Raw genomic sequence first — 21,193 nt, forward strand, 5'->3', positions numbered from 1 at the left:
TAATGACTTCAGTGGAAATGCACCGGCTTATAAATAATAACTCTATTGGCGTAATGGGCCGGCTGTCCTAGTTCAGCTATGTTAATGCTCATGGTTTTACCGTGATTTTTTTTGATTAGTGGTGTTATCTTGCCGATAAATTGATTTTGCAATAGCTTTTCTGCTGTTTGCTCGATGAGTGCAGTACTGACATTAGGATACACCTCTCGTGTCGCCTGCATTACCGCGTTTCGCTTATTGGTCATAACGGTAGATCCGTACTCCATAGTCACTTCACCCTCAAAAGCCTTGACCGGTCGCCGGATTTCTTGCTGGAGCAGTCGGCCAAAGGAATGACTTCCGCCCTCGCCGGAGTAGCAAATCAATAGTCTGATGTTGTTGTAGTTAGACGGATTCACACCCTTGGCCTGCAATAAAGAAATTAGTTCTTTGGCAGAGTAAAGCTTGTTGTCAATAACGACTTCGGTACCGCGCGCCAGTACTTTGTCAACGAAACCACGAGGGCGTCCATGGGCAACGATATTAAGGCGGTCAAGTTTTTTGTACTCATCAACATAAGTGTGTATTTCGTTGGCGATCATTCTAAGGTCTTTCATGGGGTTCACCTTAAGACGGTTGTCAGCCCCAAGGCTTTGATCAATCCTATTTGGCGGCGACGAAGGTGCGGAAGAGTTGGTTGAAACCGGACTGGGTGCTTGTACTGAAAAGTTATTAATCTTTTGACCGTAAGCGCGATCTTTGGCTGCATCATAATGAAACCAATCGCCTGTTTTTTCATCAAGTATGGCGGTCGTTTTGATCCGCTCACTGCTCGCGCCCACTTGATAACTGCCCTCAGCGATATCCGCTCTTTTGACGAACTCCCTGAACTGCGCATTGTTCATTCCACTTTGTTGCAACTGTCGGACGTTTGGAAATTTTGCGCCCGCCGCAGCGGGCCCATGACTGGCAGGCACGCCCGGCGCTTTGCGCAGCACACCACGGCCAAATGCCCGGCTCGCCGCGCCTGTCGCCCTGGCCCGCCCGGCCGCGCGGGCCGCCCCTGCGCCTTTGGAGAAGGCTGCACCTGTCAGGTAAGTGACACCGTCAGCAACCAGGTCGCCAAGTGCTGCCAGCAGGTCGCCGTTGATAATGTGCCTGACCGAGGACGCGCCCGGTATCAGGCCCAGGATGATATTGGAAATAACAGCTTCCTTGGCTTTCTCTTCATCGAATGTAGTGATTGCCTTGGTCAATTCAAACAATTCATTGAAGTCGGATGCAGGTTGGCAATGGATGGCAACCAGATCGCCGATATAGTTACTACGTGCGCTGGTGAACGAGTCCGGCGTGGTGACAGGCAACAGACTGGCTGCTTGTTTGACAGCCTGCTCCCGTGAAGGCGTTTTTTCATAAATTGCTGTGTTTTTCCAGGCCTCACCAACTTGACTGGGGATTTTGCGCCACTCGCCTTGCAGGCCTTCCTTGAACTTCTTTTTCAGGTCTTCGCGCTTGGTTATTTGCCCCTTCTGCGAGGATATTTCATAAAACTCCTTATTGCCGTCACGTTCGGTCTGGAAAATAAGTGCGCGCTTGTCCTTTGCTTGCCTTGGGACGCGATCTTGATCTTTTATTGTCCCGCCAGGATAGGAACTCTCCGACTTCCTGACTTCGCCCTCAATAAAGACGCGTATTTTTCCGAACTCGAGGTCTTTCCGGTCCTCCGAGGGAAGGCTGGCGATCTGGTTCTTTACAACAGTGGCATGTGCATCAGTGAACTGCTTTTTGTAGGTATTAAACGCTTGTTCCTGCTTGGCCTTAGGGTCGGGCAGGCTCGACAGTTGAGCGATCATGGAGGAGGGGAATCGGGGGTCATCGGATACCCAATTGGAGAATCCATTTAACTCAGGGTTGGAAAGGTAAAAATCCAAGAGCGAGAATTTCGGTTGCGTCGAACTGGAAAGATTTCCGTTGCCACGTCCTATCGGGCTGTTATCCCTGAAGCAAGGAAGGTTGTAAGGGCGTTCGGCGCCGAACTTTTTCTTGAGCTCCTCCAATGCAACATCTCGCTGGGTCGGTACCTTGGCGGCAAGGTGTTCGAGGGCGGTTTGCAACGCCGTTGTTTTGTCCTGAAACGCTTTTTGGGTCTGGTCAATTTCCGCTTGTGAATAGTCGCCGTTTTCTCGGGGCACGAGCGTACCGTGCAATTTCCCCCACTCGATCAACGCCAAGCGCGATGTCGAATTCTGAATCGCCTGGCCCGAAGAGGAAATCGGGTCCTTGGCATCCTGTGCAGATACCTGAGCAAAGGTCATCTGCGCCGTGACGCCCGGGCTGTAGGCTTCGATGCGCGCTACCGCCGCCTTCAATGCCACCCATGCGGCCGACCCATAAGTCACCTTATTGGGAATATCTTTTACCAGCAGTTCCGGCGCTGCACGTGCCAGCAGCAGGTGCGCGGCAACTGGGGCCATTTCTGCCGATACCCGCTTGAGCTTTATAAGGTGGTCGACGAGTCCCTGTTTGATCGTTTCAAGCGGTTTTCCATTGAAACGATCGTCTGCCAGGTTATATCCCGCCACATGATTGAGTTGCGGACGAAACATGCTCTCCTGGTCCAGGGTTGTCGTGATGGCGGTCAAGACCCAATCATGGGGCGAACTGGTTCGCCATTGTTCGCCCATCTTTTCTTGCAGGGCCGATTCGAGTTCACGGGCCTTGGGCGTATTGACTATTTTCTCGATGACCTTAAGAGGGTCGCGCAATTCGCTGGCCGAAAATTGCATATTTTTTACCAGGTAACCCAACGCCCCCTTTGGGTCCGGCCGTGATGTCCCATCGTTGATCAGGCCTGGCAGCTTCAGGTTGTAGCCGAAGTGACTGTAAACCGATTTTTGCTCGTATTGCTCCAGCGGCACTGGCCAGGACAGGGCGCCACCCAGATTGCCAAGCGTAGACGCGGGCAGCGGGAGGCTGTTGATGACATTTCTGAAGTTTTCGAGTTCTTCGGCTGTCTTCGGCAAGATCCAGTTATTGGCCAGAATAAACTGCTCGAGTGTAGGCGATGTCGAGTGACCCAACTCGCTCAGTTGGCCGTATGACGAGTCTGGATCCACAGTCATGGTCGTGCTCTTCAACGCGGCTTCGATTTGACGAGATCCGCTGCGCAACAGTTGCGTCAGCTTCCCTGACAATTCGTTGATATCCTGAAGATCTCCCAAGGCGGTTTTTTCGTTGCTGAGTTCGTCCAGAATGACGGCTGTCGCACCTTCACTTTCTGGAACGTTGGCGGCGTTTTTTCTGAAAGCCTGGGTCCGCTGCAACTCATCGGCTCGCGCGGCGCTTGTATTTCCGTCTTCGCCATAAAAATTCGCCACGACTTCAAAAGGCGCGGATGAGGGGCTGCCCGGCGTGACTTCCACGGGGTTCTTACCCGCCGCCACGATGCCTGTCGCACGCAGCAATGGCGCAACGACCATCTCCCATGACGGGTCCTTGTCCGCAGCCCTCAAGGTTTGGCGTCGACCACTGACCGTTGCGGTGAGGTGGCCGAAGGAACTGAGCGATAGAGGCTTGGACAGATCGATATTTTTGTGTCGTGCCCAATCCACGAACTGTGGATTTTTAAGCAGCTTGTGCAGGTGTGTCCACCACTGTCCGAAGGTCGATTCAGGCGGGATGTTGTCGAGCTTGTCGGTGCCGTCAAATGAAGGCCCGGTCTTCGCAATGTCATGCAGGGCCTTGGCGAAAACCAGCGCAAGGTCCTTGTCGCCCTTGGCTGCGGGTGTTTCGTCAGAGGCTTCGTCAGGCGTGGGTGTCGCAGCTCTGTCTTCGGCTGATGGGAGAAGCGTGGCGCCCCCCAGAAGAAGCGGCAGTCGGGTTTCGATATCCTGGCGTGCACCGGTTGCTGATAGGGTCATTAAGGTTTATCTCCCGGCCTTACTCAAACATGGGCGCCCGGCTCTGGCTCGATCGACCGGGCTCGTAGCCTGAGTGAGCAGTGGTGACGTTTGATTCCACACAAGAGTGTTATCAATTGCTTCCTTCCTGGGGCTGCGGGACGCAATCAGGCTCAGGCGGCGCTTGCCGTGACGTGACGGCCAGGGATGGCCGCAATCAGTTCGCGGGTGTAGTCGCTGGCCGGCTGGTTGAAGATGCGTTCCACCGAGCCCTGTTCAATCACGCGGCCATTGCGCAGCACCAGCACCTCATGGGCGAAATTGGCCACCACCGACAAGTCGTGGGACACCAGCACATAGGCGATGCCCATTTCCCGTTGCAGCTCTTCCAGCAGGTCAAGAATGCGCGCCTGCACCGACACGTCGAGGGCGCTGACCGGTTCATCCAGCAACAGCAGGTCGGGTTTCAACGCCAGGGCCCTGGCGATGGCGACCCGTTGGCACTGGCCACCCGACAGTTCACGAGGCAGACGATCGAGAAAGCTCACCGGCAGGTGCACACGGCTGATCAACGCCCGCGCCGCCTGTTCCAGGGCGGCGCCCTTGAGCAAGCCAAACGACACCAGCGGCTCCACGATGCTGTCGAACACGGTGAAGCGCGGGTCCAGCGCCGCGAAGGGGTTTTGTTGCACCAGTTGCAGGCGTTGGCGCAACGGGCGGAAGTCGCGCCAGCTCAGGTCGGTGACGTCTTGCTGCTCGAACCGCACCCGGCCCTGAGTCGGCTTCTCCAGGCCCAGGGCGATGCGCAGCGCGGTGCTCTTACCCGAGCCGGACTCGCCGACGATGGCCAGGGTCTGGCCGGGGTACACCTCCAGGCTCAGGTCCTCCAGGGCCACGAAGGTCGAGGCTTCGCCCTTGACCTTGGGCAGGGCAAACGTCTTGCCGACATTGTGCAGGCTCAGGATCGGCTCACGTCCCAGGTCGAGGTTGAGCAACGGTTCACGCCGCCTGGCGAAGGCGGGGGCGGCAGCGATCAGCGCACGGGTGTAGTCGTGGCTGGGCTTCGCGAGTATCTGCCGCGGCGGACCTTGCTCTACCACTTCACCCTGTTGCATCACCAGGATGCGGTCGGCACGGTCGAGCGCCACGCCCAGGTCATGGGTGATGATCAGCAGGGAAATGCCGCGTTCACTGACCAGGCGTTGCAAGTGGTCGAGGATCTTGCGCTGCACGGTCACGTCGAGGGCGCTGGTGGGCTCGTCGGCGATGATCAGGCGCGGGTTGCCGGCCAGGGCGATGGCGATCAGCACGCGCTGGCGCATGCCGCCGGAGAGTTCATGGGGGTACTGGCGCGCGCGCAATACCGGGTTGTCGATGCCCACCTGTTGCAGCAGCTCGACAATGTCGGCATCGACGCCGGGGTAGCGTTTGCCCTTGGCGAGTATCAGCGCCTCGGCGATCTGCTGGCCGATGCGCAGCGTGGGGTTGAGGCTGACCATCGGGTCCTGGGGCACCAGGCCGATGGTGCGCCCACGCAGCTTGCGTTTCTGGCGTTCGCTGGCGTGGGTCAGGTTGTGACCATCCACCCACAGTTCACCGGCGCTGATCTGTGCATTCTCGGGCAGCAGGCCTAGGATGGCGTTGGCCAGGGTGGATTTGCCCGAACCGGACTCGCCGACAATCGCCACGGTTTCGCCCTGGGTGAGTGAAAACGACAGGCTGCGCACCGCCGGATTGAGCTGGCCGCCGGAACGGTAGTCGACACTCAGTTGGCGCACATCGATTAAACGCGGTTGGGTATTCATCGCTGGATCTCCTCGAACGTGCGGGCGATATGGTTGAGGCTGAACACCACGGCCACCAGGAACAGGCCGGGTAGCAAGGACACCCACGGTGCTGTGATCAGGAAGTGTCGGCCGTTGGCAATCAACGTGCCCCATTCCGCCGCCGGTGGTGCTGCGCCGAAACCGAGAAAACTCAGGCCGGCGGTGGCAAGGATCGCCGCGCCGAAGTCCAGGGTGGCCAACACTGCCACCGGGCCCCAGGCGTTGGGCAGGATGTGCCGCAACAACGTACGGCCCCAGCTGGCACCGCCCAGGCGTGCGGCTTCGACATAGGGCAGGGTTTTCACCCGTAGCACTTCGGCGCGGGTGGTGCGGGCAAAACCCGGAATGATGCCGATGCCCACGGCAATCGCCACCGGCACCGTACCGAAGCCGATGGCCGTAACAATCGCCAGGGCCAGCAGCAGGCCGGGCAGGGCCAGCAGCACATCGACAAAGCGCATGATCAGCGCATCGATACGCCCACCGGCAAACCCGGACAAAATGCCCAGCCCCAACCCGCCCACCAGGGCGATGCCGACCGCCAGGGAGGCGGCCAGCACTGACAGGCTGGCGCCGTAGACCACGCGGGTGAACAGGTCGCGGCCCAGTTCATCGGTGCCGAACCAGTGGGTCAGGTTGGGGGCGCTGAGTTTGGCGGCCGGCGCGGTGGCGTAAGGGTCGAAGCTGCTCAGCAACTGCGGCGTCACGGCGGCAACCAGGGAGAACAGCACCACCAGCACCGCCAGGCTGAACCCTGGCCGGCGCAGCAATGGCAGGAGTGTCGCCGTCGCGCGTTGCCAGGGGCTGCGGCGGCGCCAGAGTGTTTCGCTGCGGATCAGTTTCCGGGTAAGCGTCGTCATGGTCTAGGACACCTTGGGCGTGTGGGAGATGCGCGGGTCGAGCCAGGGATAAAGCAGGTCCACCAGCAGGTTCACCAGGACAAATGCCGCCGCCGACACCGCGACGATGGCCAGCACCACCGGAATGTCCTGGCGCAACACCGCTTCCTGGGCCAGGCGACCGATGCCGGAGCGGGCAAAGATGGTTTCCACCAGCACTGCGCCGGACACCGTGTTACCCACCTGCAGGCCGATCAGGGTGAGGATCGGCAGCGCGGCGTTCCTGAACCCGTGGCGCGCCTGCACCTGGCCCCGGCTCAGGCCCTTGGCGTAGGCGGTGACGATATAGGACTCCTTCCACACGCCCTGGAAGCTGCGTTGCAGCACCTGGGCGTACACCGCGGCGCTCGGAATCGCCAGGGTGACCGCCGGCAGCACCAGGCTTTCAACCCCGCGGCTGCCGGTGGCGGGAAACCAACCCAGGCCAAACGCAAACACCTGGATCAACAGCAACCCCATCCAGAACACTGGCACCGAAAAGCCCAGGGACGGCAAGCGCGCCAATGCCTTTTTCAACGGTTGCCAGCGGATATACGCGGTGAGGTAAGCCAGGCCGATACCGCCGAGCAGCGAGAGCACAATCGCCAGGCCGGCCAGGGAAAGGGTCTGGGGAAGGCGCTCGGCGAGCAATTCGGCCACCGGGCGATTGAGCGACAGCGACTGCCCGAAGTCCCCGTGCAATGCCCCCAGCAGCAGGTCGATATATTGCTCGAACAGGCCTTTGTCCAACCCGTAGTAGACGCGCGCCTTGGCCAGGTCTTCCACCGACAGGGCGTCGGCTTCCATGCCGGACGCGCTGAGCATGATCGACAAGGTATCGCCCGGCAGCAGATAGAGGATGAAGTAGGTAATGCTATAGGCCCCCCATAGCACCAGCAGCGCCTGGCCGACCCGGCCGATCAGGTAGCGGCTCATGGCGTGCCGACCTCGATATCGCCCAGCAGGGCGAAGCCTTCGGCGGTCCAGCGGAAGTTTTTCACCTTGGGCGACGTCGCGGCCTGCCACACGCGCTCATACACCGGGAACGCCGAGCCTTCGTCGATCAGCAGGTCCTGCAGGTCGCCGTAGGCTGCCGCCCTTTGAGCGCTTTGGGTGGCGGTGATGCCGGCGTCAAAGAGGCCCTTGGCTTTTTCCAGGGTTGGCGCTGCGTAGAGATTGGTGGCCAGGGTCGAGCTGTTGGCGGTGCGAGGGTCGAGGATGGTCTGCAGGATGATCGGATCGGCGCGGGTCATGTAGGTGCTGGTCAGGTCATAGTTACCGGCCGAGTTGTTGGCTACCCATTCGGCGCGAGTGACCACATTGAGCTTGACCTCGATACCGACCTTGCGCAGCTGGTCCTGGAGCAGCACGTCCCCGGCAGTTTCCGCCGGGGTGATGTTGTAGCTCAGGCTCAGGCGCTTGCCGTCTTTGTGCCGGTAGCCATCGGTGCCCTTGGCCCAGCCGGCCTGGTCCAACAGGCGCTCGGCACCCGCCGGGTCGTAGGCCAGCTTGGCGCCCTGGCTTTTGAAGTAGGGCGTGGTGACGTCGTAGATACCGTCCACCACCGGGAATTCGGCGTTGTACACGGTGCTGGCGTAGCTCTTGCGGTCAATGGCCTTTTGCACCGCCAGCCGTACTTGCTTGTCGGCCAGTGCCCGCTCGCCGCGGGTGTTGGGATACAGGTTCAGCGCCGGCCCCGGCAGCGAGCGGCTCTGGATGGTGGCGCCCTTGGATTGGAACAGTTTCAGGTCGACTTCCGAGAACGGGTTGCGGGGCCACAGGATGTCGGCCTTGCCTTGCAGGAACAGGCCGTTACGCACGCTTTCCTCGGGGATGTAGGTGACGTCCACCGCCTCCAGGTGCGCTTCGCCCTGGTTTTTCATATTCGCCGACGCCCAGGCGTAACCCTTGCGCTTGGTCAGGTGCGCGCCGACTTCCGGGGTATAGCTGGCCAGTACGAACGGGCCGGTACCGATGATCTTGCCGAGTGAGCGTTCCTTGACGCTCAGCACGTAGGAGGCCGGCGCGAGAATGGCCAGGTTGGTGGTGGAGGTCGCCTGCAGGAAGCCCGCATTGGGCTTGGCGAGCACCAGCTTGACGGTGAAGTCGTCGACTACTTCCGCGCGATCAAAGCCCGCCAGGTACGTCGCGCCGAAGGTGGCCGGCAGCTCAGTCGCCAGTGCCTTGTTGCTGTCAAACGCGGTTTTCACGGCCTTGGCATCGAAGCGCTCGCCGTTGCTGAAGGTGACGTTGTCGCGCAAATGGAAGGTGTAGGTCAACGCGTCGTCGCTGACGTCCCAGCTTTTCGCCAGCCAGGGAATGATCCTGCCGGTCTGCGGATCCTGGTCGGTGAGGGATTCGGCGATATTGCGCAGCAGCACCCGGTGTTCGAGCCAATAGACCTGGAACGGGTCGACGCTGACCAGGGTGGTGTTGTCGCCGAAGAAGGCGATGTTCAAGGTCTTGCCGGCCTGGCTGTCAGTGCCCGCAGGCGAGCAGGCGGCCAGGCTCAATGCCAGGGCGCAAGGGGCCAATAGACGGCTCATCAAGTTGGAGGTGTTCAATGGGATGCCCTCGTATGGCGATTGGCTTAGAAGTCGTAGGCCAGCTTGGTGTACCAGTAGCCGCCGCCGGGGTAGAACGGCGGGTTACCGTAGGGCGCCAGGCCCAGGTTGCTGTACACGGCGTGCCGGTCGGGGCGCACGTCGAAGATGTTGGTGCCGCCGATGCTGACGATGATCTGGTCGACGAAGGTGTAGCTGACGTCCAGGTCGGTGATCCATTTCGCGCCGAAGCTGCGGTCGCCGGATGGGTTTACGGCCAGGGTCTTGACCGCGCCGTAGCGGCTGGTTTGCAGGTTCACTGCGAGGTCCTCGACTTTCCAGTTGGCGCCCAGGATCCATTTGGTCTTGGGCGAGGCTTGGGTGAGATCGCCTTCGCGGTCGCGGCCCACCAGGGTGACGCCGGAGTTGGCCAGCGCACTCGGGGTGTCCCGGGTGCCTTCGATAGTGGTCTTGTTCCAGTTGAAGCCCAGGCTCCAGCGCACATCGCCCCAGGCCTCCAGCGGCGTGGTGTGGTCGGCGACCACGTCCAGGCCACGGGTGCGGGTATCGAAGGCGTTGGTGTAGTAGTTGACCCAGGTCCCCGAGGGCACGCCTTGGGCGCTGAGGATGCCGTTGATCACGCCGTTGCCCTGGTCGTAGATATTGCTGGTCAGGGCGATACGGTCGTCGATGTCGATCAGGTAAGCGTCGGCGGTGATGCTGGTGCGCGGTGCCGGCTGCCAGGTCAAGCCCAGCCCGAGGTTGCGTGACTTTTCCGGCTTGAGGTCATCGCCACCCAAGGCCTTGGCCAGATTGCTGCCCGACGGGGTCAGGCGGGTCACGGCGGGCACCACGTTGCCGTTCACATCGGTAGCCACCCGGTTGTCGGCCACGGTGTAGCCGATCTGGGTCAGGGATGGCGCGCGGAAGCCGGTGCCGACGGTGCCGCGCACGGCCACACTGTCGGTCAGTTCGTAGCGCGAATTCACTTTGAGGCCGAAGGTGTTGCCTGAATCATCGTCGTAATGTTCGATCCGCCCGGCGACGTCGAGGAACCAGCGCTCGGTCAGGTCGAAGCCCAGGTCCAGGTAGCCGGCGTAGTTGTTGCGGATCAGGCTGACTTCATCCTCCGGGCGAATCGTCACCGCCGCCTGTGCGCCCGATGCCGTCGGGTAGGTGCCGGTGATATAGGCTTCGGGGTCACCGGCGAAGGTGCTGAAATGTTCCCAGCGATGCTCCAGGCCGGCCGACACCTGCACCGGCGAGGTCAGGTTGAACAGGCTGTCGTAGCGGCGGGTGACGTCCAGGTTGTTCACCCACTGCTCGAAACGGAAGGTAGCCAGGTTGTCGAACCTGGTCGGCGAGGCGGTGCCCAGGGACGGGTTGATATTCAGGTCGCTGGAATGGTGGACGTTGTTGCGTCCGTAGGTGGTGCTCAGGTCCCAGTTCCACTCGGCCGCCTGGCCCTTGCCGCCGAACAGCAGTTGGTAGTCGCGGTCCTTGATGTTGTTCAGCGGGTAGTAGCCGTCGGGGAACACCTCGGGCACGGCGGCCCGGCCGGTCGGCAGGCGGAAGTAGTTGGCGGCCTCGGCATCGCGCTCGCCGTAGGTGGAGAACGAGTAGAGCGTCAGGTCTTCCAGGGGCAGTTCGGCGTTGTAGGCGAGGTTGAAGGCTTTCAGGTCCGGGTCGCCGTTCTTGATTGCCACCCGGTCCCAGGCCGCTTCCCTGGCCGGATCGTTGAAGGCGCGCACGCTGCTGTCGGCCTTGTCGTTCCAAGAGGCCTCGCCGCGTTTGCGGGCGTCGGCGGAGAGGTGGAAAAAGCCGCCGTCGCCCAGCTTGAAACCCTGGTCGCCGGCCACCTTGATCGTTTCCCCCTGGCCGGAAAACAACTGGCCGTAGCTGGTTTCCAGGTGCCCGCCGCTGTTGCCGGCCTTGAGGATGATATTGATCACCCCGGCCACGGCATCCGAACCATACTGAGCCGCCGCGCTGTCTTTAAGCACCTCGATATGGTCCACCGAACTGACCGGGATCAGGTCGATGTCCACCGCATTGGCGCCGCTGTTGTCGATCGACCCGCGCTGGCCGGTGGCACCGTTGTGCCGGCGTTTGCCGTTGACCAGCACCAGGGTATAGGCCGGGCCGAGGCTGCGGTTGCTCAGCGGACGCGTCACCGAGTTGTAGCCGGCGATATTGGTGCCGAAGTTGAACGACGGCAGCAGCTTGGCAATCGCCTCGGACAACTCGGCGCGCCCGGTCTTGAGCAGCTGTTCGCTGTTGATCACGTCAATCGGCGCCGGGCTGTCGGCCACGGTACGTTGCTGGCCACGCAAACCGGTGGAGATCACGGTCACCGTATCGAGCTTGGCCTCGTCGGCGGCGGCTTCGGCGAAGGAGGGCGCGCCGGCCAGCAGCAGGGAACTGGTCAGCAGTGACAGGTGGAATCTTCTGCGGGGTAGGGGGGCGGCGATGTCTGGCATGTCGGAAAGGGTCCATGTAAGCCTGCTGAAGGCTCCTGGTGATCGGGGGTACGTCCTCCGCCAGGCATGGGGTCGGTGTGTGGAATGAAGATATCCCTATAAAAAACCGTGGGGAAAGTCTTTTTTGGAATAAGCTAATTATTAGATATTGTTATCTTTTGAATTTATAAGATCATCTATTTTTATTATGTGTAGAGCCTTGGCGTGGGCTGAGTGTTCGACATCCAAAACATCGACGTGGGGTGGCATGCCGGAGGCCGGCGTGAGGATTCCCTGCGGCTGAACGTAAATCTTTAGTCTGGCTGGCGCCGGCCGTAAATGAGACTACGATAGTCTCCATCAAGTGCCGGGCAACGCTATCCATAGGGTGTTGTTTTTGTGGGCACCCGTTGGGCATACATTCAATTGACTGGTTCGGTTACCGGCTTCGCCAGATACCCAGGCTTTCAGGGCGCGAACCAGCAACAACTTTTGAAGTATTTACGGTGGGGTCTTCATCGTAAGCGTGGACGTATGCAGGAGCGGTAATGGCAGTCAAGGAAGTGCTGCAAACCCTTAAAGGCGTATTTGCCTGCCTGTCGGGTGCGGTTGTGGTCCTGGATCGATCTGCACGGGTCGTGTTGGGCAACCCTGGGTTTTCAACATTGCAGTATCAGAACGGCGTCCCTCCCGAGACAAACACCGAGTTTCTCTCCTTGCTGCGCCCGCAAGACAGCCAGCTTTTTTATGCGGCGCTGGAAAAGGCCGATGGGCAATCCCGTGTGTGTTTCGAGGCGACCGCGAGGCAGTCCGGCCGGTTGAACCTGTCGATGACACCGTGGCGCGACGACTATTTTATCGTTGAAATCCTTCCCCTTCCTGAGCCCCCAACCGCGCATTCCCACAGCGAGCGCTTCTCCGAGATCCCCCTTGAAGCCATTTTCGACTCCTCCGGCACTGGCTTGGCCCTCGTGTCACTGGACGGTCGTTGGCTGAGGGCCAACAGCGTCATTTGCAGGTTGCTTGGCTACAGCGAGGCACAGCTGCAAAGCACCACGTTCATGGCCTTGACCCACCCCGAAGACCGCGAAGTGGGCAAGCAGCTGATAGAAGAATTGAAGGGCGGTGCACGGCAGGGCGCCACCTTGCATAAACGCTACATCCACCACGACGGCCAGGTTGTCTGGGTGCGCCTGACCGTGGGGCTGGTGCGGGACGACCAGGGGCAGCCGATCTGCTTTGTCTCCCAACTGGAAGACATCACCGAGAACTGGCAGCTTCGCGAAACCTTGCTGGGCAGCGAGCTGAAATTCCTCACCCTGGCGGAGAATTCACCCAACATCATTGTGCGCTACGATCGCAACCTGTTGCGTACGTACGTCAACCCGACGTTCCTGCTCTTGACCGGTATGTCTTATGACGAGGCCATAGGCGCCAGCCCCAGGGAGCAGCCCGGTGATTACCTCGATCATCTGCGTCATGTGGCATCCACAGGCCAGACCGCTCAATTCCTCAACAGTTGGCCGGCCGGCCCCGGTGGTGAAGCGGTGAGTTGTGTCGTCAGCCTGATGGCTGAACGCAGCCCATCCGGTGAGGTGGCAGGCGTGCTGGCACTGGCCCACGACATCACTGAGTTGCGCAAACAGCAAGTGCTTGAAGACGCACGTCTGCGCATCTTCGAAACAATGGCCACGGGCGCCTCGCTGGACGAAACCCTGGGATTGCTGGTGAGTTATCTTCAACTGGCCTTGCCTCACTGTTCCTGTGGCGTAGTGCTTGCTGAACCGCAAAGCCTCGATTCGTCGGTATTCAAGCCTTCTTCCGCCTGCTGGTACGAGCCCATCCTCGACAATCAGGGGCAGACCCTTGGGGCTTTCGCGTTGTCGCGCTCGCCCGGTTCTGCGCTGGATGAGAGCGACCTGCAGCGCGTGCGCCAGACCTGCCACATTGCCGCGATTGCCATTGAACGCTGGCGCTCCGAATCCTTGCTCAGGGAGCGCGAGCGCCGCTACCGGGATATTTTCGACCATACCTTGGACATGTTGTGCCTGCTGGAGGCTGCGCCATGGGGTGATCTGCGCTGTGTCGAGGTCAATCCGGCCCTGTTGCAGGTGCTTGGGAAACCCCATGGCGAGGTTATTGGCGAGGCGCTGGCGTCGATCTTTGGCCGGCTCAACGCGGAAAAAATCCAGGCCCTTCATGACCAATGCAGGGCCGCCGAGCGGGTGGTGGAGTCTGAGGAGAGCATGGTGCTGCGCAACGAAGTGCGCAACCTGCACTTTACCCTGGTTCCGGTCGCCGACTCGGGCAGCGTAGGCCCGCGGGTCTTGGTGATCGGTCGTGATGTGACCCATTTGACCCGGGCCCGGCAGAAAGAACTGGAACGCCAGCACGACATCAACGCCCTGGTGGAAAACAGCCCGGACGCCGTCGCGCGCTTGAGTGTTCTCGGGGAGGTGCTCTACGTCAATGCGCAGTTGCGAAAATGGGTGGGCGGGGCCTGGCCGGAACTGATGGGCATGCCCATGGATGAAGTGGTGCCGCTGAACGCCCAGTCCCAGCTTTTTCGAGAATTGGTGGCCCAGGTGATTCGCCAGAATAAAGCCACGGAACAGGAGTTCCTATTGTCGGGTTTGAAAACCGCGCCCAAGGTGGTGTTGATCCACTTTGTTCCCGAGGTCGACGGCCAGCGCGTCGTCAGCGTACTGGCCGTCGGGCGCGATATTTCCAAGCTGCGCGCGGCGGAGCGGCGCCTGGCCAATTCCAACGCGCAATTACGCGACCTGTCGACCCGCCGGGAAACGGCGCGGGAAGAGGAACGCAAACTGATTGCCCGGGAGATCCATGACGAACTGGGCCAGCACCTGACGGCGCTGCGCATGGGCATCTCGTTGCTGAGGTTTCAGTTCGGCACCGATACGCCTGAACTCACCCCTCAGGTCGAGCGCTTGATGGCGCTGACCGACAAGACCATTCAGGTCGTGCGCAATGTGTCCACGAGCCTGCGCCCCTCCGCGCTGAACCTGGGGCTGGTGTCCGGTCTTGAATGGCTGACAGCCGAATTCGTTACCTTGACCCAGGTTCCCTGTGCGTTGAACCTGCCGCTGATTCCTCTGACCCTTCCGGATACCCACGTGACCGCGGCGTTTCGCATCGTGCAGGAATCGCTGACCAATATCGCGCGTTATGCCGAAGCGACGCAGGTCAGCGTCACCCTGAGCCCGCAGGAGACGCACTGGGTGCTCGAGGTCCAGGACAACGGCAAGGGCTTTGACCCGGATGCCGTCGGTCGCCAGACCCTGGGCTTGGCCGGCATGCGTGAGCGCGGCCTGATGCTGGGCGGCAAAGTGATCATTTTCAGTCACCCTGGACAGGGCACTACGGTCCAGGCGTTCATTCCGATGCACAAGGATAGGTATTGATGATTCGCATGCTGATCGCCGATGACCACACCATCATGCGCGAAGGGCTCAAGCAACTGTTCTCGCTGGTCACCGACGTGCAGGTGGTGGCCGAAGCCGAGAGTGGCACGCAACTGATCGAACTGTTGCGCCAGGTCGAGATCGACCTGTTGCTGCTCGACATGAATATGCCGGGTATCAGCGGCGAGATTTTGATTGCGCGCCTGCATACCCAATACCCGAAACTGCCGATTCTGGTGTTGAGCATGCATAACGAAATCCATATCGCGCAACGGGCATTACGCGCCGGTGCACTCGGCTACCTGACCAAGGACCGCGATCCCGAAACCCTGTTGGTCGCGATGCGTCGAGTGGTCAGTGGCCAACGCTACCTCGACCCCGGGCTGGCGGAACAGATCGCGCTGCAAAGCAGTGGCTTGAAGCAGCAGACCTTTGTCGAGACTTTGTCCGATCGCGAGTTCCAGATCCTGCGCTTGTTGGCGCACGGCATGAGCGTCAACCAGATCGCCGAGCAGTTGGTCATCAGTAACAAGACGGTCAGTACCCATAAGACCCGGCTGATGGAAAAGATGGGGTTCTCCTCCACCGCCGACATTGTGCGTTTCGCCATGACCCTGGGTATTTCGTGAAGCGTGTACGGGGGTAGGGATTTTCCTAGGCGGTTTTCCAGGATCCCTACCCCAGAATAGGGATGCTCCGATGGTGGCAGTGCCATTATCGGGCCAGTATCTCTTTCAAGCAGTCGAATGGCCGGTCAGGCCGTGACGACAGGCCTTGACAGGGAGACAGACCGTGAGCGCACCGACACCACCCCCTTCCGCTGCTTTGACCCTGTTTCCGGTTGCGTTCGCGGGCCTGCTGGGCGGGCTTGCGATTGCCTGGAGCGAGCGCTTCAGCATGGGGTCGCTGGCCGCTGGCGGCGCGTTGTTTACGTTGTGTATCGGCATGGGCCTGTGGGCAAACAGCAGGTGCCAGGCGCAGTGGCGTGGCCTGCAACAGCAGCTCGATCAACCGGCATCCATTGCTCCGACGCTGGCCGTCGATAACGGCCTGGCGCAAGTGTGCTTCAGCGTGCTGCCGATCTGGTCGCGGCAGATAGAAGCGGCGCGTTCGATCAGTGAGACCTCGATTCTCAGCCTCAGCGAGCGTTTTGGCACGCTGTCATCCAACATCAGCCACAGTGTCTCCAGCAATGGCGGCCAGGACGCTTCGCAACAATTGGTCGACTTGCTGGAGGTCGGCCAGCGTGACCTCAATTCCATCGTCGTGGCCCTGCGCGCCGCGCTCACCAACAAGGAGAATGAGCTCAAGGAAGTCATGCAGCTCTCGGGCTTCACCGAGCAGCTTCAGCAGATGGCCAAGTTTGTCGGCGACATCGCCAGTCAAACCAACCTGCTTGCCCTCAACGCGGCTATCGAGGCTGCGCGAGCCGGGGAGGCGGGGCGAGGGTTTGCGGTGGTCGCCGATGAAGTGCGCAAGTTGTCGAGCATGTCCGGCGAGACCGGGCGCAAGATCAGCGAAACCGTGATCACCGTCAACGCCGCCATCGCCCGCACGGTGCAGATGTCCCGCCACCACGCCGAACAAGACACCCTGACCCTCGCCGATTCGGAGCGCGTGGTGTCGGAGGTTATCGAACATTTTCGCGCAACCGCCCAGACCATTGTGCGCAACAGCCATGACCTGCAGCAGCAGAGCGCCAACGTCGCCGACGAGATTGCCCAGGTGCTGGTTGCCCTGCAGTTCCAGGACCGCGTCAGCCAGATGCTGGCCTTGATTACCCGAGACCTGGACAAGTTGCAGCAGCAGTTGGACGAACGTCATGAGTCGAGCCTCAGCGGACAGTCCCTGGCGCCGATGAGCAGTGACCGTTGGCTGCAGGAGCTGTCAACGGCCTACACCATGCCGGAGCAGCACGCCATTCATGGCGGTAAAGCGCCTGCCCAGGCCGCTGCCAACGAAATCACGTTTTTCTAGAGGAGTTTTTCCGATGAGCAAAACCATTCTGATCGTCGACGACTCGGCCTCCATCCGCCAGGTGGTGAGCATCACCCTCAAAGGCGCCGGTTACGACGTGATCGAAGGCTGTGATGGCAAGGACGCCCTGAGCAAACTGGACGGCCGCAAAATCCACCTGATTGTCAGCGACGTGAACATGCCCAACATGGACGGCCTCAGTTTCGTCAAGGCCGCCAAGCTGTTGCCGGCCTACAAGTTCACGCCGGTCATCATGCTGACCACCGAAGCCAGCGATGCGATGAAGCAGCAAGGCCAGGCCTCCGGCGCCAAGGCCTGGATGGTCAAGCCCTTCCAGCCTGCGCAAATGCTGACCGCCGTCTCCAAGTTGATCCTGCCATAGCGATGACCAGCGACCGCTGGCCAGGAGGTTTACATGAAAAGCGCCGTCCCGATGCTACGTCGAATCCAGGTCATGGAGGGCCCCTTGACGATCTACACGGCTGCCGAGCAAAAGGACGTGCTGTTGTCGTTGTTTCCCCTGGCCCATGAAGTGGAGTTGGACCTGTCCAGTGTCGATGAACTCGACAGTGCCGGTTTGCAGCTGTTGATCCTCATCAAGCGCGAGTCTCTCAAGGAAGGCACCCAGTTGTTGCTGAGCAACCCCAGTTCGACGGTGAGCGAAGCCTTTCGCCTCAGCGGCCTTGACGACTACTTCACCAATGCGAGTTTCACCCAGTCGGTCGGAGCGTAAGCGTATGAACATGGATGACGTGCTGCAGACGTTCATTGCCGAAAGTCGCGAGCTTCTGTTGCAAATGGAAGATGCGCTGCTGCAGATCGAGAAGTCGCCCCAGGACCTGGACACCATCAACGGCCTGTTCCGCGTGGCCCACACCATCAAGGGGTCGGCCGGCCTGTTTGGCTTGATGCCGATCGTTGAGTTCACCCACGTCGCAGAAAGCGTGCTGGACCGGGTGCGCAGCCTGGAAGTGCGCGTCGACGAGGCGTTGAGTGCGTTGTTCCTCGACGCCCGTGACCATATCGGCCAATTGATCGACCTGCTGGCCGAGGACGGCAACCTGGATCGCCTGGACGAACCAGTGCGGGCTCAGGGTCAAGCGCTCATTGAGCGGCTGTCGCTGTATCTGGACGCGGCGGTCTCGACCCCGGCGCCGGCCCTTCAAGCGCCGGCGCCGGCGGATGAGCCAGGCGGCAGTCCCGGCCATTGGCATTTGTCGCTGCGCTTTGGCCCGGATGTGTTGCGCAATGGCATGGACCCCTTGGCGTTCCTGCGTTACCTGAGCACGCTGGGGCGCTTGCTGCATACCGTTACCTTGTTCGATGGGTTGCCGCCCATGACCGCCATGGACCCGGAGACCAATTACCTCGGGTTTGAACTCGCACTGGCCAGCGACGCTTCCCTGGAGGTCATCGACGGCGCCTTTGATTTTGTCCGCGAGGACGCGCTGGTTCGCATCCTTGCACCGAATGCCACGGTGCAGGCGTGTCGGACCCATCTCGACGGGTTGCCGGAAGACAACGCCACGCTGGTCGAGCTGCTGGTGCGTTGCGGCACATTGACCGAGGCCCAGGCCTTGCTTGTGACCCAGGACGCCGAGCAGGCGCCGGTCGAAACGCGCAGCGAGCCTGATGTCCAGGAGTCGACAACGCCGCCGGTCAAGGCCGGCAAAAGCGCGGCGAGCAATGAAGGCAACCTGATTCGGGTCGATGCCGCCAAGCTGGACCAACTGATCAACCTGGTCGGCGAGCTGATCATTGCCGGTGCCGGCGCCAACCTGGTGGCGGTACGCAGTGGGATTGGCGAGATGATCGAATCCACCAGCCTGTTATCGCGGCTGGTCGAGGAAGTCCGCGACTCGGCGCTGACCCTGCGCATGGTGCAGATCGGCGCAACGTTCACGCGGTTCCAGCGTGTGGTGCGGGACGTCTCCAAAGAGTTGGGCAAGGACATCGTGCTGCACATCGGCGGCGGTGAGACCGAGCTGGACAAGACCGTCGTCGAACGCATTGGCGACCCGCTGACCCATTTGGTGCGCAATGCCATGGACCACGGCATTGAGCCGGCGTCGACGCGCCTCCAGCGGGGCAAGCCGGCCCAGGGCACGGTCCGCCTGAATGCCTATCACGAATCCGGCAGCATCGTGATCGAGGTGTCCGACGACGGCGGTGGCCTGGCCAAGGACAAGATCCTGGCCAAGGCCCGTGAGCGTGGTCTGGTAGGAGAGGGCCCGCAGCCGTCGGACAAAGACATCCTGAATCTGATTTTCGAGCCGGGATTCTCCACCGCCGACCAGGTCAGCAACCTGTCCGGCCGTGGCGTAGGCATGGACGTCGTGAAGCGCAATATCACGGCGTTACGCGGCAGCGTCAGCCTCGAGAGTGAAGTCGGGCAGGGCACCACGGTGCGCATCCGCCTGCCGCTGACGCTGGCGATCATTGATGGTTTCCTGATCGGCGTGGGCAAGGCTTCTTATGTGATTCCGCTGAACATGGTGGAGGAGTGCATCGAGCTGGCACCTCAGCGGGGCACCGAAACCGGCTACCTGGACCTGCGGGGCGAGGTGCTGCCGATCCTGCGGCTGCGCGACATGTTTGATGTGCAAGAGCCTGGAGGCAGCCGGGAAAACGTGGTCGTCGTGCAATACGCAGGCTTGCGTGCCGGCCTGGTGGTTGACCGCCTGCAGGGGGAGTTCCAAACCGTGATCAAGCCACTGGGCAAAGTGTTTGGTGATGCCCATGGGCTGGGCGGGTTCACCATCCTCGGAAGTGGAGCCGTTGCGCTGATCCTGGATATCCCGAATTTGCTAGGACAGGTTGCCAAGGAAACCCCTCATCGTTCGATCCCAAGCCCTTTATCGACTCATTGAAGCGTCATCAGGAGTGCCTCGCCATGACTGTTATCAGAAATATCATGTTGCTGGTTTTCACAGCCATGCTGGGTGTCTTCGTGTTGGGTGGCACCAGCCTGTACCTGGCCGGTGAAATCAATACGAGCGCCAGCTATGCCAACGTCAATACAGTGCCCAGCCTGTTGGAGATCGACCGCGCCGCCGCGGCCTTCACCGACCTGCACGCCTTGCAATGGCAACGCTTGAACGAGACCGACAAAAACAGCGTGCCGGCTTACGCGGCCAGCGTGGCGCAGGATTTCAGTGCCGTTGGCAAAGCCCTGGATCGCTATCAGACCGAGTTGACCTCCGACGAGCGCGATGCGGCGTTGTTGAAACAACTGCGCGGCCACTTGGCTGAGTTTGCGGCGTTGCAGACCCACTTCGACAAGCTCATCGATGAAGGTGACCAGGCCTCGGCCCGTGCATTGATCGAGACGAGCCAGCCCCTGCAGACCGCCGTGCTCACGGCGATCGGCGAGCTGCGTGAATACAACCTGGAACTGGGGCGCAAGGGCCAGGTGCTCGCCACCACCATCGAGAAGAACGCACGCACCCTCATCCTGCTGGTGAGCGGCCTGACCTTGGTGGCTACCCTGCTGATCGGCGTCTTGCTGGGGCGCAATCTGATGCGCCGGCTCGGGGCGGAACCTACCGTGGTGCAAGCCTATGCGGCACGTCTATCGGCTGGCGAGTTGAATGCCAAGGCAACGCTCAAGGCGGGAGACACCACCAGCCTGATGGCGAGCATGCAGCAGTTGGGCGCGAACCTGCATGAATTGATCGTGGAGATGGACCGTATGTCCAGTGAGCACGACAAGGGCGAGATCGATGCACAGATCGATGCCGGCCGCTTTCATGGCAGTTACCGCTCCATGGCCCAGGGCATCAACGATATGGTCAACGGCCACATCGCGGTGAAGAAAAAAGCCATGGCCTGCATACGTTCCTTCGGTAACGGTGACCTGTCTGCACCCTTGGAGCAGTTTCCGGGCAAAAAAGCCTTTATCAACGACAACATCGAGCTGTTGCGCACCAACATCCTGGCGCTGATCAATCAAATGCAGCACATGTCCAGCGAGCATGAAAAAGGTGACATTGACGTGATGATCGATGTCGAGGGCTTCTCGGGTTCGTACCGGGATATCGGCCAGGGCATCAATGACATGGTCAACGGCCATATCAACGTGAAGAAAAAGGCCATGGCCTGTATTCGCGCGTTCGGCGAAGGGGATTTGTCCGCGCCCCTGGAGCGTTTCCCCGGCAAGAAAGCCTTTATCAATGAAAACGTCGAGCAACTGCGCGCCAATATCCTGGCC

Annotated in this window: 12 protein-coding genes and 1 pseudogene; 7 read left to right on the forward strand and 6 right to left on the reverse strand. The window is 60.6% G+C overall.

Annotated features, from left to right (window positions below):
- Window positions 1-8 precede the first annotated feature (8 nt).
- The 6 genes from J3D60_RS03905 to J3D60_RS03930 all read right to left on the reverse strand — a co-directional run bounded on the left by J3D60_RS03905 (window position 9) and on the right by J3D60_RS03930 (window position 11,605).
- Window positions 9-3,899 (reverse strand): hypothetical protein, encoded by a 3,891-nt coding sequence (locus J3D60_RS03905; RefSeq protein ID WP_253489864.1) that lies wholly within the window; start codon window positions 3,897-3,899, stop codon window positions 9-11.
- Window positions 3,900-4,051: 152 nt separating this feature from the next.
- Window positions 4,052-5,683, reverse strand: a complete 1,632-nt coding sequence (locus J3D60_RS03910; RefSeq protein ID WP_253489867.1) for an ABC transporter ATP-binding protein — start codon at window positions 5,681-5,683, stop codon at window positions 4,052-4,054.
- Window positions 5,680-6,564, reverse strand: coding sequence for an ABC transporter permease (locus tag J3D60_RS03915; RefSeq protein WP_065941353.1), 885 nt, complete (start codon window positions 6,562-6,564; stop codon window positions 5,680-5,682). Before J3D60_RS03915 ends, J3D60_RS03910 begins: the two co-directional genes overlap by 4 nt.
- 3 nt (window positions 6,565-6,567) lie before the next feature.
- Window positions 6,568-7,518 carry an ABC transporter permease gene (locus J3D60_RS03920; protein WP_253489881.1) on the reverse strand — a complete coding sequence of 317 codons (951 nt, stop codon included), beginning with the start codon at window positions 7,516-7,518 and terminating at the stop codon, window positions 6,568-6,570.
- On the reverse strand, window positions 7,515-9,128 hold the full coding sequence (locus tag J3D60_RS03925) for an ABC transporter substrate-binding protein (protein ID WP_253493949.1): 1,614 nt from the start codon (window positions 9,126-9,128) through the stop codon (window positions 7,515-7,517). The genes J3D60_RS03920 and J3D60_RS03925 overlap by 4 nt, the downstream gene beginning before the upstream one ends.
- Before the next feature lie 44 nt (window positions 9,129-9,172).
- Window positions 9,173-11,605: a TonB-dependent siderophore receptor gene (locus tag J3D60_RS03930; protein ID WP_253489884.1), complete on the reverse strand. Its 2,433-nt coding sequence runs from the start codon at window positions 11,603-11,605 to the stop codon at window positions 9,173-9,175.
- A gap of 527 nt (window positions 11,606-12,132) precedes the next feature.
- On the opposite strand from J3D60_RS03930, the gene J3D60_RS03935 reads away from it, so the two are divergent.
- From J3D60_RS03935 to J3D60_RS03965, 7 genes and pseudogenes are all read left to right on the forward strand, one after another.
- Entirely contained in the window at window positions 12,133-15,006 is a 2,874-nt protein-coding gene (locus J3D60_RS03935) for a PAS domain S-box protein (protein ID WP_253489887.1), read from the forward strand.
- A complete protein-coding gene (locus tag J3D60_RS03940; protein ID WP_253489889.1) occupies window positions 15,006-15,635 on the forward strand; it encodes a response regulator transcription factor in 630 nt (209 codons plus the stop codon). The genes J3D60_RS03935 and J3D60_RS03940 overlap by 1 nt, the downstream gene beginning before the upstream one ends.
- 163 nt (window positions 15,636-15,798) lie before the next feature.
- Window positions 15,799-16,983, forward strand: coding sequence for a methyl-accepting chemotaxis protein (locus J3D60_RS31240; protein ID WP_367399661.1), 1,185 nt, complete (start codon window positions 15,799-15,801; stop codon window positions 16,981-16,983).
- A 13-nt stretch (window positions 16,984-16,996) separates the two neighbouring features.
- Window positions 16,997-17,365, forward strand: a complete 369-nt coding sequence (locus tag J3D60_RS03950) for a response regulator (protein ID WP_027605685.1) — start codon at window positions 16,997-16,999, stop codon at window positions 17,363-17,365.
- 33 nt (window positions 17,366-17,398) lie between these two features.
- Window positions 17,399-17,716 carry a lipid asymmetry maintenance protein MlaB gene (locus tag J3D60_RS03955; protein WP_027605686.1) on the forward strand — a complete coding sequence of 106 codons (318 nt, stop codon included), beginning with the start codon at window positions 17,399-17,401 and terminating at the stop codon, window positions 17,714-17,716.
- Between the two features lie 4 nt (window positions 17,717-17,720).
- The gene (locus J3D60_RS03960; RefSeq protein ID WP_253489890.1) at window positions 17,721-19,853 is read left to right on the forward strand and encodes a chemotaxis protein CheA; all 2,133 of its coding nucleotides are present in this window, start codon (window positions 17,721-17,723) and stop codon (window positions 19,851-19,853) included.
- 23 nt (window positions 19,854-19,876) lie between these two features.
- Window positions 19,877-21,175 (forward strand): annotated as a pseudogene (locus J3D60_RS03965) (MCP four helix bundle domain-containing protein); the annotation flags it as partial.
- Window positions 21,176-21,193 lie beyond the last annotated feature (18 nt).

Origin of the sequence: Pseudomonas sp. S3E17, from assembly GCF_024168685.1 — a bacterium.
GTDB lineage: Bacteria > Pseudomonadota > Gammaproteobacteria > Pseudomonadales > Pseudomonadaceae > Aquipseudomonas > Aquipseudomonas marginalis.

Excerpts from the sequence above, each read along its gene's own strand:
- J3D60_RS03955 (WP_027605686.1), top strand. The coding sequence starts at position 17,399 with ATGAAAAGCGCCGTCCCGATGCTACGTCGAATCCAGGTCATGGAGGGC.
- J3D60_RS03920 (WP_253489881.1), bottom strand. The coding sequence starts at position 7,518 with ATGAGCCGCTACCTGATCGGCCGGGTCGGCCAGGCGCTGCTGGTGCTA.
- J3D60_RS03925 (WP_253493949.1), bottom strand. The coding sequence starts at position 9,128 with ATGAGCCGTCTATTGGCCCCTTGCGCCCTGGCATTGAGCCTGGCCGCC.
- J3D60_RS03930 (WP_253489884.1), bottom strand. The coding sequence starts at position 11,605 with ATGCCAGACATCGCCGCCCCCCTACCCCGCAGAAGATTCCACCTGTCA.
- J3D60_RS03905 (WP_253489864.1), bottom strand. The coding sequence starts at position 3,899 with ATGACCCTATCAGCAACCGGTGCACGCCAGGATATCGAAACCCGACTG.
- J3D60_RS03950 (WP_027605685.1), top strand. The coding sequence starts at position 16,997 with ATGAGCAAAACCATTCTGATCGTCGACGACTCGGCCTCCATCCGCCAG.
- J3D60_RS03940 (WP_253489889.1), top strand. The coding sequence starts at position 15,006 with ATGATTCGCATGCTGATCGCCGATGACCACACCATCATGCGCGAAGGG.
- J3D60_RS03960 (WP_253489890.1), top strand. The coding sequence starts at position 17,721 with ATGAACATGGATGACGTGCTGCAGACGTTCATTGCCGAAAGTCGCGAG.
- J3D60_RS03910 (WP_253489867.1), bottom strand. The coding sequence starts at position 5,683 with ATGAATACCCAACCGCGTTTAATCGATGTGCGCCAACTGAGTGTCGAC.
- J3D60_RS03915 (WP_065941353.1), bottom strand. The coding sequence starts at position 6,564 with ATGACGACGCTTACCCGGAAACTGATCCGCAGCGAAACACTCTGGCGC.
- J3D60_RS03935 (WP_253489887.1), top strand. The coding sequence starts at position 12,133 with ATGGCAGTCAAGGAAGTGCTGCAAACCCTTAAAGGCGTATTTGCCTGC.